The organism is Pseudomonas sp. Y24-6, from assembly GCF_020295325.1.
Classification (GTDB): domain Bacteria; phylum Pseudomonadota; class Gammaproteobacteria; order Pseudomonadales; family Pseudomonadaceae; genus Aquipseudomonas; species Aquipseudomonas gregormendelii.
Map to the genome: position 1 here is coordinate 123622 of NZ_JACBXG010000003.1, position 13050 is coordinate 136671.

Sequence of the window (13050 nt, forward strand, 5' to 3'; positions counted from 1 at the left end):
GGCGGGGCAGTTTGGGGGTGACATTTTTTTGTCACTTGACCGGTTCAGAACTGTAACGCATCGCTGGCAGGTGATCATTTTTGCCGATTAGTAGCCCAAAGCCATTGAATGTATTGGGTTTATTCGAATCAGGCGCTGATTGCCCATACGCGACAGGCTTGGCGAGAAAGTCGCCAGGGCCACGGTTGACCCGGAATAATCCGGGGAAAAACCCGTAGCCCGGTAGACGATTCACCCGGCAACTGGCTTTTTTCCATGAGCACGATCTTCGCAAAAAACAGGCTGCCGGCAACGGTTGGCAGCGGAGGAAATGCACATGGCTACGCTCATCGGTATCGTCACTAAAGTCATTGGTCAGGTGGTTGCTGTAGCGGGTGACGGCACCCGACGCGCGCTGGTCGAGGGCGATCGGCTGTTTGCCGGCGATCAATTGGTCACCGGGGCCGAAGGGGCGGTGGCGGTGAAGCTGCACAATGGCCAGGAGCTGACGCTTGGGCGTGGCAGCAGCCTGCAAATGACCTCGCAACTGCTCGCGCACCAGGCGCCCCATGTGCAGACGCCGGAAGCCGTGACGCCCAGCGAGGCACAACTGACCGACGTCGAACGCCTGCAGAAAGCCATCGCCGCTGGCGAAGACCCGACTCAAACCGGTGAAGCCACTGCGGCCGGGCCAACGGGCAGCACCGCTGCCGGAGCCCTGGGCGGCGGACACAGTTTTGTCCTGCTCGAAGAAGTGGCAGGCCGGGTCGATCCGACCGTGGGTTTCCCGACGGCAGGATTCAACGGCATTCCAGAGTTTCCCCTGGAGCGCATCTTCAACGATCCCGACAACAGCCTCGATAACCAGGACGACGCCACACCTCCTGTCGTCGTGCCACCGTTGGTCGTGAACAACCCCGTCATCCTTGGCGGCCTGAATACCTCGGGCGGCGAGCTGACCCTCAACGAGGCCAATCTTCCCGACGGCACGGCCAGCAACCCCTCGGCCCTGATCCAGAACGGCACCTTCACCGTGACAGCGGCCGATGGCCTGCTGAACCTGAACGTGGGCGGTATCAGTGTGATCAGCGGTGGCGTGGCGGCAGGCTTCCCGCAATCGATCACCACGCAGCTGGGTAACACGCTGACGATCACAGGTTATGACCCGGCCACTGGTGTGGTGAGCTACAGCTACACCCTCAATGGCAACGACACCCATTCGGCGGGTGATGGCGCGAACTCCCTCAGCGAACAATTCACCGTGGTGGCGGGCGACACCAATGGCGACACGGCTACGGGTTCCCTGGACATCAACATCACCGACGATGCACCAACAGCGATCGACGACAGCAACGCCAATACCGCCTCGGAAACGCTGTTGACCCTGACCGGCAGCGTGCTGCCCAACGATATCCAGGGTGCCGACCGCATTCCCACCGGCCCCAATAGCGGACCGGTAATCGGCGGTACGTTCACCGGCACCTACGGCACCCTGGTGCTCAATCCGAACGGCACCTACACCTACACGCTGAACCCCGATGACGCCGACTTCAAAGCCTTGCACGGTGGTGGCAGCGGCACGGAAAGCTTCGTCTACACCCTCACCGATTCGGATGGTGATACCAGCACCGCAACGCTGGTGCTGAACATTCACAACAACGATGACCCGATCGATATCGGCGGGCTCGGCGTGTCAGGCGGCGAGCTGTCCGTCTACGAGAAAAACCTGGGCGACGGCAGCGCGCCGGATGCTGGCGCACTGACCCAAAGCGGCACCTTTACCATCACCGCCCTCGACGGTGTGCAGAGCCTGAGCATTGGCGGGGTCAGCGTGGTGAGCGGTGGCGTCAGCGCAGGTTTCCCGCAATCGATTACCACCCCGCTAGGCAGTACGCTGACCATTACCGGTTACGACAGCGCAACCGGCATCGTCAGCTACAGCTACACCCTGGCCGACAACGAATCCCATGCCAATGCCGATGGTGCGAATAGTCTGTCGGAGCAGTTTGCAGTCACCGTGGTCGATGACAACGGCACAACCGCCAATGCCAGCCTCGACGTCAACATCGTCGACGACCTGCCCAACGCCGTGGATGACAGCAACGCCAATACCGCCTCGGAAACCCTGCTGACCCTCAACGGCAATGTGCTGACCAACGACGTGCAAGGCGCTGACCGGGTACCCACCGGGGAGAACGCCGGCCCGATCACGCCCGGCACCTTCAGCGGGGTCTACGGCACCCTGGTGCTGAACGCCAATGGCACTTACACCTACACGCTGAACACCAGCGATGCGGACTTCAAGGCGTTGCACGGCGGTGGCGACGGTACTGAAACCTTCGCCTACACCATCACCGATTCCGACGGCGATACCAGCACCGCGAACCTGGTGCTGCAGATCCATAACAACGATGATCCGGTGACCATCGACGGTTTGAACGTCAACGGTGGCGAGCTGACGGTCTACGAAAAAAACCTCGGCGACGGCAGCGCGCCGGATACCCCTGCGCTGACCCAGACCGGCACCTTCACCATCACCGCGCTCGACGGCGTGCAGACCCTCAGCGTCGGCGGCCTGAACGTGGTGGTCGGTGGTGTGAGCACCGGCTTCCCGCAGTCGATCGTCACTCCGTTGGGCAGCACCCTGACCATCACCGGCTTTGACGCCACCACCGGCGTGGTCAGCTACAGCTACACCCTGGCCGACAACGAAACCCATGCCAATGCCGATGGTGCGAATAGTCTGTCGGAGCAGTTTGCAGTCACCGTGGTCGATGACAACGGCACAACCGCCAATGCCAGCCTCGACGTCAACATCGTCGACGACCTGCCCAACGCCGTGGATGACAGCAACGCCAATACCGCCTCGGAAACCCTGCTGACCCTCAACGGCAATGTGCTGACCAACGACGTGCAAGGCGCTGACCGGGTACCGACCGGGGAGAACACCGGCCCGATCACGCCCGGCACCTTCAATGGGGCCTATGGCACCCTGGTGCTGAACGCCAATGGCACTTACACCTACACGCTGAACACCAGCGATGCGGACTTCAAGGCGTTGCACGGCGGTGGCGACGGTACTGAAACCTTCGCCTACACCATCACCGATTCCGACGGCGATACCAGCACCGCGAACCTGGTGCTGCAGATCCATAACAACGATGATCCGGTGACCATCGACGGTTTGAACGTCAACGGTGGCGAGCTGACGGTCTACGAAAAAAACCTCGGCGACGGCAGCGCGCCGGATACCCCTGCGCTGACCCAGACCGGCACCTTCACCATCACCGCGCTCGACGGCGTGCAGACCCTCAGCGTCGGCGGCCTGAACGTGGTGGTCGGTGGTGTGAGCGCCGGCTTCCCGCAGTCGATCGTCACTCCGTTGGGCAGCACCCTGACCATCACCGGCTTTGACGCCACCACCGGCGTGGTCAGCTACAGCTACACCCTGGCCGACAACGAAACCCATGCCAATGCCGATGGTGCGAATAGTCTGTCGGAGCAGTTTGCAGTCACCGTGGTCGATGACAACGGCACAACCGCCAATGCCAGCCTCGACGTCAACATCGTCGACGACCTGCCCAACGCCGTGGATGACAGCAACGCCAATACCGCCTCGGAAACCCTGCTGACCCTCAACGGCAATGTGCTGACCAACGACGTGCAAGGCGCTGACCGGGTACCCACCGGGGAGAACGCCGGCCCGATCACGCCCGGCACCTTCAGCGGGGTCTACGGCACCCTGGTGCTGAACGCCAATGGCACTTACACCTACACGCTGAACACCAGCGATGCGGACTTCAAGGCGTTGCACGGCGGTGGCGACGGTACTGAAACCTTCGCCTACACCATCACCGATTCCGACGGCGATACCAGCACCGCGAACCTGGTGCTGCAGATCCATAACAACGATGATCCGGTGACCATCGACGGTTTGAACGTCAACGGTGGCGAGCTGACGGTCTACGAGAAAAATCTTGGCGACGGCAGCGCGCCGGATACCCCTGCGCTGACCCAGACCGGCACCTTCACCATCACCGCGCTCGACGGCGTGCAGACCCTCAGCGTCGGCGGCCTGAACGTGGTGGTCGGTGGTGTGAGCACCGGCTTCCCGCAGTCGATCGTCACTCCGTTGGGCAGCACCCTGACCATCACCGGCTTTGACGCCACCACCGGCGTGGTCAGCTACAGCTACACCCTGGCCGACAACGAAACCCATGCCAATGCCGATGGTGCGAATAGTCTGTCGGAGCAGTTTGCAGTCACCGTGGTCGATGACAACGGCACAACCGCCAATGCCAGCCTCGACGTCAACATCGTCGACGACCTGCCCAACGCCGTGGATGACAGCAACGCCAATACCGCCTCGGAAACCCTGCTGACCCTCAACGGCAATGTGCTGACCAACGACGTGCAAGGCGCTGACCGGGTACCGACCGGGGAGAACACCGGCCCGATCACGCCCGGCACCTTCAATGGGGCCTATGGCACCCTGGTGCTGAACGCCAATGGCACTTACACCTACACGCTGAACACCAGCGATGCCGACTTCAAGGCGTTGCACGGCGGTGGCGACGGCACTGAAAACTTCGCCTACACCATCACCGATTCCGACGGCGATACCAGCACCGCGAACCTGGTGCTGCAGATCCATAACAACGATGATCCGGTGACCATCGACGGTTTGAACGTCAACGGTGGCGAGCTGACGGTCTACGAGAAAAATCTTGGCGACGGCAGCGCGCCGGATACCCCTGCGCTGACCCAGACCGGCACCTTCACCATCACCGCGCTCGACGGCGTGCAGACCCTCAGCGTCGGCGGCCTGAACGTGGTGGTCGGTGGTGTGAGCGCCGGCTTCCCGCAGTCGATCGTCACTCCGCTGGGCAGCACCCTGACCATCACCGGCTTTGACGCCACCACCGGCGTGGTCAGCTACAGCTACACCCTGGCCGATAACGAAGCCCACGCGAACGCCAGCGGCGCGAACAACCTGTCCGAGCAGTTTGCAGTGACCGTGGTCGATGACAACGGCACCACGGCCAATGCCAGCCTCGACGTCAACATCGTCGACGACCTGCCCAGCGCGGTGGATGACAGCAATGCCGGCACCGCCTCGGAAAGCCAGTTGACCCTTAACGGTAACGTGCTGACCAATGACGTGCAGGGCGCTGACCGGGTACCGACCGGGCCAAGCGCCGGGCCGATCACCGCCGGCACATTCGTAGGCACCTACGGCACCCTGGTGCTGAACGCCAATGGCACTTACACCTACACGCTGGACACCAACGACGCGGACTTCAAGGCCCTGGAAGGTCGCGGCAAAGGCACTGAGACGTTCGCCTACACCATCACCGATGCCGACGGCGATACCAGCACCGCCAACCTGGTGCTGCAGATCCATAACAACGATGATCCGGTGATCATCGGCGGCCTGGATGTCAACGGCGGCGAACTCACCGTCTACGAGAAGAACCTCGACTGGGGCACCAACCCCGATTCGCCCGCGCTGACCCAGTCCGGGACCTTCACCGTCACGGCACTCGACGGCCTGAACTCCCTGGTCGTGGGTGGATTCGCGGTGGTCGCCAACGGCGAGGTGGTCGGTTTGCCGCACACCGTGGTGACCCCGCTGGGTAACTTCCTGACCATCAACGGCTTCGATCCCGTCACGGGCGTGCTCAGCTACAGCTACACCCTGGTGGGCAGCGAAACGCACCCAGCGGCCGACGGCGCCAACGCCCTCGTCGAGAATTTCGACGTGGTGGCGCACGACAACGACGGCAGTACTGCGTCGGGCCAGATCAACGTCAACATCATCGATGACTTGCCCAGTGCCAATCCGGACTTCAAGCAGGTGCAAGAGGGCGGGACGGTCGGCACCAACGTCCTGGTCAATGACATCGGCGGCTCCGATGGCCCGGCGGCCACCGGTGCGGTGGTGGGTGTGCGTGCAGGCAGCGACACCTCGACCTCGGCCAGCGGCGGCCTCAACACCAATATCAATGGCGCCTACGGTTACCTCACCCTGGATGCCAACGGCAACGCGACCTACCACAGCCGGCCGGACTCGGTGGGCGTAGCGGGCGCGACTGACGTGTTCACCTACACCGTGCGCGATGCCGATGGCGATGAAAGCACTACCACCCTCACCATCGACGTGTCCAACAGTTGCATCAAGGCGGTGTCCGACACCGACGTGACGGTCTACGAAAAAGCCCTGGACCTGAGCAAGGACGGCCTGGACCTCGCGGCCGGCACCGTGGTCGGCAGCGATCCGGGCAATACCGGCGAAACGTCCACGGGAACACTGGTCGGTTCGGTCACCGGGGCTATCGGCGCAATCACCTACACCCTGGTCAGCAGTGGCACCGGGGCCTACGGGCAAATGCTCCTCAACCCCAACGGCACCTACACCTACACATTGACCTCGGCGCCGAAAACCTCGCCGAACGCCAACGACGGGCCCAACAGCCTGAGCGAAAGCTTCACCTACAAGGCCACTGATGCCCTGGGCAACACCACCACCAGCACCATCGTGGTGAACATCGTCGATGACGTGCCCAAGGCCGTTGCTTCCGAGCGTTCGGTGGCGGCGGTGGAAATCGATTCCAACCTGCTGTTGGTGATCGACGTGTCCGGCAGTATGGCCGATGCGTCCGGCGTGCCTGGCCTGTCGCGCCTGGCCCTGGCCAAGCAGGCGATCAGTGCCTTGCTCGACAAGTACGACGACCTTGGCGACGTGAAGGTGCAGATCGTCACTTTCAGCAGCAACGCCACCGACAAGACCGCGATCTGGGTTGACGTGGCCACGGCCAAGTCGATCATTTCGGGCCTGACGGCGGGCGGCGGGACCAACTACGATGCCGCCGTGGCAACCATGAAGACCGCGTTCAACACGGCCGGCAAACTGACCGGCGCGCAGAATGTCGGCTACTTCTTCTCGGACGGCAAACCCAACGAAGGTGACATCAACGCTGCCGACGAGGCTTCACTCAAAGCCTTCCTCGACGCTAATAACATCAAGAACTACGCAATCGGCCTGGGCAACGGCGTCAGCAATGCCTACCTCGATCCGGTCGCCTATGACGGCAGCACCCACACCAACACCAATGCTGTGGTGGTGACCGATCTCAACCAGCTCAACTCGGTACTCTCGGGCACCGTGCAGGGTGCCCCGGTCACGGGCACCTTGCTGGAGGGCGGAAACTTTGGTGCCGATGGCGGTTTCATCAAGTCCATCGTCGTCGATGGCACCACGTACACCTACGATCCTAAAGCGTTGAACAACCAGGGCTCACTGATTTCCAGCGGCGGGGACAACCACGGCACGTTCAACACGGTAAACAACTCCCTGAGCATCGCCACCAATAACGGCGGTACGCTGGTCATCAACCTCGACAGCGGTGAGTACAACTACACCTCGCAGAAAGCCACGAACGTGGTGATCACCGAAAATATCGGCTTCACCGTCAGCGACAACGACGGCGACCTGGCGAGCTCGACCCTGGTGGTCAAGGTCGTGCCGAACGCCGCGCCCGTGGCCGTCGACGACCACATCATCACCAACGTGCTGTCCGGCAGCGTGGTGGTACCTGGCGAATTGTTGCTGGCCAACGACACTGATCCCGAAGGCGATACCCTCACCGCAGCGCCGACTACCTTCAACACCGGTTGGGTGGCCAGGGGCGCGGACTTTGTCGGCACCGGCGCGATCAACTTCAAGGGCAGCAACAACACCGTCGCGAACCAGAACCTGGCGGATGTGCGCGGGTCCTTCGCGGCCAATACCGCAGCGATGACAGCCGTGCTGGTGATCAGTGGTTATCTGGGCTCTGTCACCACTTCCAATGCCAATGATGAAGACCTCATCACGGTGAAACTCAAGGAGGGTGAGACCCTTAATCTGGATCACAACCTGGCGGGCGGTCGGATTGCCATGGAGTACTCACTCAATGGCGGTGCCTTCGTGACCCTTGCCGATGGCGCTACCATCACGGCCGATGCCGATGGCACGTACAAGATCCATGTCACCAACATCACCAATCCCGGCGGCGGCGTTGGCGCCAACAACGCCGAAAACTACCAGCTGACCATGACGGTCAACTACGCCGGTGCCCATGATGTCACCCCGGACTTCAACGGCGCCTACAGCGCCAATGACACCCACGGCGGCAGTGACACGGCGAATGTGACCATCAGCTACCAGGACGGCCATACCCTCACGGGTACCGCGGGTGACGACGTTCTGGTGGCCGGCACCGGCAACAACGTGCTCAATGCCGGCGATGGCAACGACGTGTTGACGGCGGGTGCCGGTAACAACGAACTGCACGGCGGTGCCGGCAACGACCTGTTGTTCAGCGGGGCAGGTAACGATCTGCTGGACGGCGGCGCTGGTATCGATACCGTCAGCTACGCCCATGCCACCAGCGGTGTCACCGTCGACCTGGGCCTGCTCACTGCGCAAAACACCGGAGGCGCCGGCACTGATACCCTCACCGGCCTGGAGAACCTCACCGGCTCCAACTTCAATGACAGCCTGATGGGCGACAACAACAGCAACATCATCACTGGCGGCCTGGGCAACGACGTCCTCAACGGCGGTGGCGGCGATGACTTCCTCATCGGCGGCCTGGGCAACAACACCCTCACCGGCGGCGCTGGCGCGGATACCTTCCAGTGGCTCAAAGGCAACTCCGGGCATGACCTGGTCACTGACTTCACCCCGGGCACCGACAAGCTCGACTTGTCGCAACTGCTGCAAGGTGAAAACGGCACGGCAGCTTCGCTGGATGATTACCTGCACTTCAAGGTTGTCGGCAGTGGCGCTTCGGTCCTGACCAGCATCGACGTCAGCGCCATGGCCGGCGCCACGCCGAACCAGACCATTGACCTTGCCGGTGTCAACCTCGCCAGCCACTACGGCGTCACGCCGGGGGTGGGTGGTGTGGTCGCCGGGGGGCATGACACGGCGACCATCATCAACGGGATGTTGAATGATCACTCGTTGAAGGTGGATACGGTTTGATCTGAAAAGTGAAGGAGAGAGGCTGATCTCCTGTGGGAGCAAGGCTTGCCTGCGATAGCGAAGACGCCGTCGCGGGCAATTCTTGCTTCCACCGTGGGGGGCAGCTACCCCGTCACATTGGCTCAGGCGGCCCGATGAACCTGCCCATGACCCCATACACCCCTAATTCCCTGATCGTCGCAAACTCTCCCTGGGTCTCGACCATCTCCGCAATCAACGGCAAATCAATACTGTTGGTTGCCCGGAAGATCGCATCAATGAACAGGCGCTTGTCGTCCTGGCGATCTATACCCCGGATATACGCACCATCAATCTTCAAGTAAGCCAACCCCAGCTGTGTCAGGTTGCCGATCTGGCTGAAGCTGCCGCCAAAATGCTGCAGCCCGACGCGATAGCCGGTGTCGAGCAGGCTATGACACAAATGCTGCAACTCCAGCGGGGGCGGCAGTTGGCGTTCGTCGATTTCCAGGGTCAGCAGCGGCGCCAGATCGGGTAACGATTCGAGCATGTCGAGTATCTTCGCCAACTGCGCCGGATCGCGCAGGGTGCTGCCAGACAGGCTCAATGCCAGCGGCCAGCGATTGACGACAAGGTAATCGAGGGTCGCTTCGAGCATCGCCAGGTCCATGCGCGCTGACCAGCCCAGACGCTCTATCCAGGGCAGGAAATGCCCGGCGGCAATCGCCTCGCCGCTGGGGTCGAGCAAGCGTGCCAGGACTTTGTGGTGAAGCACCTGGCTGGTGTCGGCGCATTGCACCACCGGCTGAAAGTACAGCTGCATATTCCCCTGCGTCAGGGCTTCGTCGATCCAGGTGCGCCAGTCGTGCTGGGACTGGTTCGGCGCGCAGTCACCGCTGTCCAGGTATGTCCACGGCCGCTCGGGGTGTTGCCGGGCCTGAGTCAGGGCTTGATCCAGGCGCAGCAGCACCGCATTGGCGGATTCTCCCGGGTGATAGGGGACGATGCCCAGGTGCGCCACTGGCATGCTGTCACTGGCGCCGGTCAGGCGCAGGTTCTCCAGGGTGGCACTGACTTCCGCGACCAGGCGGGCGGCGTCCGCCTGGCCCAATCCAGGTGTCAGCAAGCTGAACTCACCGCCACGATTACGCGCAGCCAGCCAAGTACGACGCTCGGGTAGTCCGCAAAGACGCTTGAGCAATTCGGCGACTGCGCTGATCAATGCATCAGTGCGCTGTCCGCCCATGCGCTGATTCAGCCCCGCCAGATCGTTGATCCGCAGCATCAGCAGGTGGCCCTCACTGCTCTGCTCGGCCACCAGCAAATGATCCGCCAATTGCTCGTCCAGTAACCGTCGGTTGGCCAGCCCGGTGAGGCCATCGAGGTAGGATTCGGCGCGCAGTTTTTCGCTGCGAGCGGCTTCTTCGGCGAACAGCGCCTTGAGTTTTTCGACCATCTGATTCATCGCCAGCACCACGCGTTTCAATTCCGGGGTGCGGGGCAATTTCGTCAGGCTGCGAAATTCGCGTTTGCTGATGGCTTCGGCCTGTTTGACCATCTTGTCCAGCGGGCGCAATTGCCGGCGCAGCAACCAGCCGCCGAACACCGCGCTGAGCAGCCCGCAGATAAGCAACCAGATCAGGCTGCCCAATGTACTGTCCCAGAGCTTGGCCAGGGCAAATCGCGGGTTGCTCAATACTTCGACCCGGGCGAATTGCTCCCAGCCGCGCATGATCAACGCTTCGCCTCCCTGGGGGCGCAGGTCGACCAGCCTGGTGAACCAGCCGGGCACACGTTCGCCGCGGGCCTGGGCGCTGCGCTCCACCAGCACCTGCTCATCGGCAATGCTGACTACCCGGATGCTGGTGAAGTAGCCACTGTCGAAAATCGAGCTGACCATCAACTCCATCATCGCCGGATCGTCTACTTGCGCGGTCAATGACAACCCCAGCGCCGTCGCCGCGTCCTGGGCGTGTGAGCGCAACTGCCCGAGCATCTGGTCGCGGGAGCTTTCCAGGCTGACAAAAAAGCTGCCGCTGAACGCCACCAGCAGGAACAGGCAAATGGCGAGAAACAATTGTTTGCGCAGTGACATAACACGCTCCTTGCGAGACCTTGCGAGGACGACTAGCCGTCGCCCACGGCGAAACCTTCAACCTGCATTTTTTTCAACACATCCTGCCAGCGCGACAACTTTTTCGAGTCGCTGGAACGCTTGCCGCCGTTAGCTCCCGGCAGGTAAAGCCCCTCGGCATTGAAGGCGTAGACCGGTAGCAGGTCCTTGCGTCGTGAGGCGGGGGAGATCTCGCCCACCAGGTTGTCCAGCACTAGCGGATCGGCCGTGGGGCTGCTGTAGAAGGTCAGTACCATGTGCGCCTGGTTCTGGGTCAGGGCTTTGACGTAGGTGATGCGCAATTTGTCGCTGGGAATGCCGAGATGGCGCAGGCTGAAATACTTGGCCAGGGCATAGTCCTCGCAGTCGCCCGCGCCCTTGACCAGGGATTCGACGGGTGTGGCCCAGTAATCGACCTGGCGCCAGATGCGCGTATCGTCCTGGAAAGTCAGTTGCTGGTTGAAGAAGCGATTGACCGCATTGAGTTGCTCGCGCTCTGGCTGATCCTGTTGACCTTGCAGCAACTGGCTCCAGGCCTCTATCCGCCTTTGCGCGGGACCCTGCGCGCCGTATCGGGCCTGGGCGTTCTGCAAGACCTGCGCATAATCCCAGCTGGCGAAGACCGCACCCAGGCCCGGCACCAGCCAAAATGCCAGCAGCAGCCATCCGCCGAACCGAAGTCGGAGCGTTGACCATCCTGGACTACGCCGGCGACGGGGCATGTCGGGCTGCTCGGGGTGCAGATGGATGGAGTCTAGGCGGTGTTTGCAGGGGAAGAGGGCAAATCGTCGGTTGGCAATGCAGTTGCATTGAGTCACAGGGGATGCTGTGACGAGGCGATCAGGGCTTGCGCAGGGTTTTCTGTTTGAGGATGTAAATGGTCACCAGCACCGCACTGGTCAACATGAAGCCCCGCGCCCACGGCATCGGTACCAGGTAGCAGGAAAACCCGATGCTCACCCACATCAGCCCGATGGCGTAGACCTTGCCCTTGAGCGGAATGCCGTTACCGTCAAGGTAACCGCGGATCCACGGCCCAAGGCGCGGATGCTCCACCAGCCAATGGTAAAAGCGCGGTGAACTGCGGGCAAAACAGGCAGCGGCCAGCAACAGGAAAGGGGTCGTGGGCAATACCGGCAGGAAGATCCCGATCACCCCCAACGCTACGCTGAGCCAGCCGATGGCCAGCAGCCCGTAGCGCAACATCAGGGAGCGGTTGCCTATGGGATTGTCCATAGGCAGAACCTTAGTGGTGACGAGGCTTGAGGATGGCCGGTTTTTCGTCAGGCGCGTTGCACAGCAGGTACAGCGCGGTCAGGGCTTCCGGAATTTGCACGATCATGTCGTCCATCAGGTTGGCATCGGCGGCGATATCGGAGAATTCCGGTTGCTCGTCGAACAGGCCCGAACCGACCATGATCGGCAGCAGCATTTCGCTGACTTCGTCTTCAGCGGTCTCAAACCAGGCGGCTTCACGCAGGAACACGCCTTCCATGAAGCCGATGCACCAGCCGCGCAGGTCGGAATCATCTGGGTCTTCGCCAAGATCGAGTTCGCAAGGCAGCTCGAATTCTTCATCGGAAGCCAGCTGGCGAGCGATGTGGGCTTTGAGTGCCAGCAGGGTGGATTCGATGGCTTCACGCTCGGTGTCGTCGGCGTAATGCGGCTCTTCGGCGAACAGGGCATCGATCCATTCACGGTCCGGTACGGTTTCGGAGCAGATCGACAGGGCCGTGAGGTAGCCGTGGGCGGCCACGTAGTCCAGCGCCTCGTCATGCAGTTCATCGGCGTCGAGGAAGACTTGCAGGCGGGTTAGTTGCTCAGCGAAGGACATTAAAGGGCTACCTTGGGAATTAAACAGATGCGGGAATTCTAGGCCTTCTTGAGCAGTCAGGCCAGCCGCGCGGCACATTTGCCCCCTCGGGCCGCGTTTTTCCATATGCGCTCTGTAGGAGCTGAGTAGGAGCTG

Annotated in this window: 5 protein-coding genes; 1 reads left to right on the forward strand and 4 read right to left on the reverse strand. The window is 61.9% G+C overall.

Features of this window, described 5'->3' with window-relative positions; translation table 11 throughout:
* Positions 1 to 316 precede the first annotated feature (316 nt).
* Positions 317 to 9010: a retention module-containing protein gene (locus HYI44_RS06955; RefSeq protein WP_225569047.1), complete on the forward strand. Its 8694-nt coding sequence runs from the start codon at positions 317 to 319 to the stop codon at positions 9008 to 9010.
* 112 nt (positions 9011 to 9122) lie between these two features.
* On the opposite strand, the gene lapD is transcribed toward HYI44_RS06955, so the two are convergent.
* From lapD to HYI44_RS06975, 4 genes are all read right to left on the reverse strand, one after another.
* Positions 9123 to 11063, reverse strand: coding sequence for a cyclic di-GMP receptor LapD (lapD, locus tag HYI44_RS06960; RefSeq protein ID WP_225569048.1), 1941 nt, complete (start codon positions 11061 to 11063; stop codon positions 9123 to 9125).
* 32 nt (positions 11064 to 11095) lie between these two features.
* Complete coding sequence (gene lapG / locus HYI44_RS06965) at positions 11096 to 11803, reverse strand: cysteine protease LapG (RefSeq protein WP_122837902.1); 708 nt, start codon at positions 11801 to 11803, stop codon at positions 11096 to 11098.
* Between the two features lie 118 nt (positions 11804 to 11921).
* A complete protein-coding gene (locus HYI44_RS06970) occupies positions 11922 to 12317 on the reverse strand; it encodes a YbaN family protein (RefSeq protein WP_122837903.1) in 396 nt (131 codons plus the stop codon).
* A gap of 10 nt (positions 12318 to 12327) precedes the next feature.
* A complete protein-coding gene (locus tag HYI44_RS06975; protein ID WP_045058676.1) occupies positions 12328 to 12915 on the reverse strand; it encodes a YecA family protein in 588 nt (195 codons plus the stop codon).
* Positions 12916 to 13050 lie beyond the last annotated feature (135 nt).

Bases quoted from the DNA above. Each gene is read 5' to 3' on its own strand.
- HYI44_RS06955 (WP_225569047.1), top strand. From the start codon at position 317: ATGGCTACGCTCATCGGTATCGTCACTAAAGTCATTGGTCAGGTGGTT.
- lapD (WP_225569048.1), bottom strand. From the start codon at position 11,063: ATGTCACTGCGCAAACAATTGTTTCTCGCCATTTGCCTGTTCCTGCTG.
- lapG (WP_122837902.1), bottom strand. From the start codon at position 11,803: ATGCCCCGTCGCCGGCGTAGTCCAGGATGGTCAACGCTCCGACTTCGG.
- HYI44_RS06970 (WP_122837903.1), bottom strand. From the start codon at position 12,317: ATGGACAATCCCATAGGCAACCGCTCCCTGATGTTGCGCTACGGGCTG.
- HYI44_RS06975 (WP_045058676.1), bottom strand. From the start codon at position 12,915: ATGTCCTTCGCTGAGCAACTAACCCGCCTGCAAGTCTTCCTCGACGCC.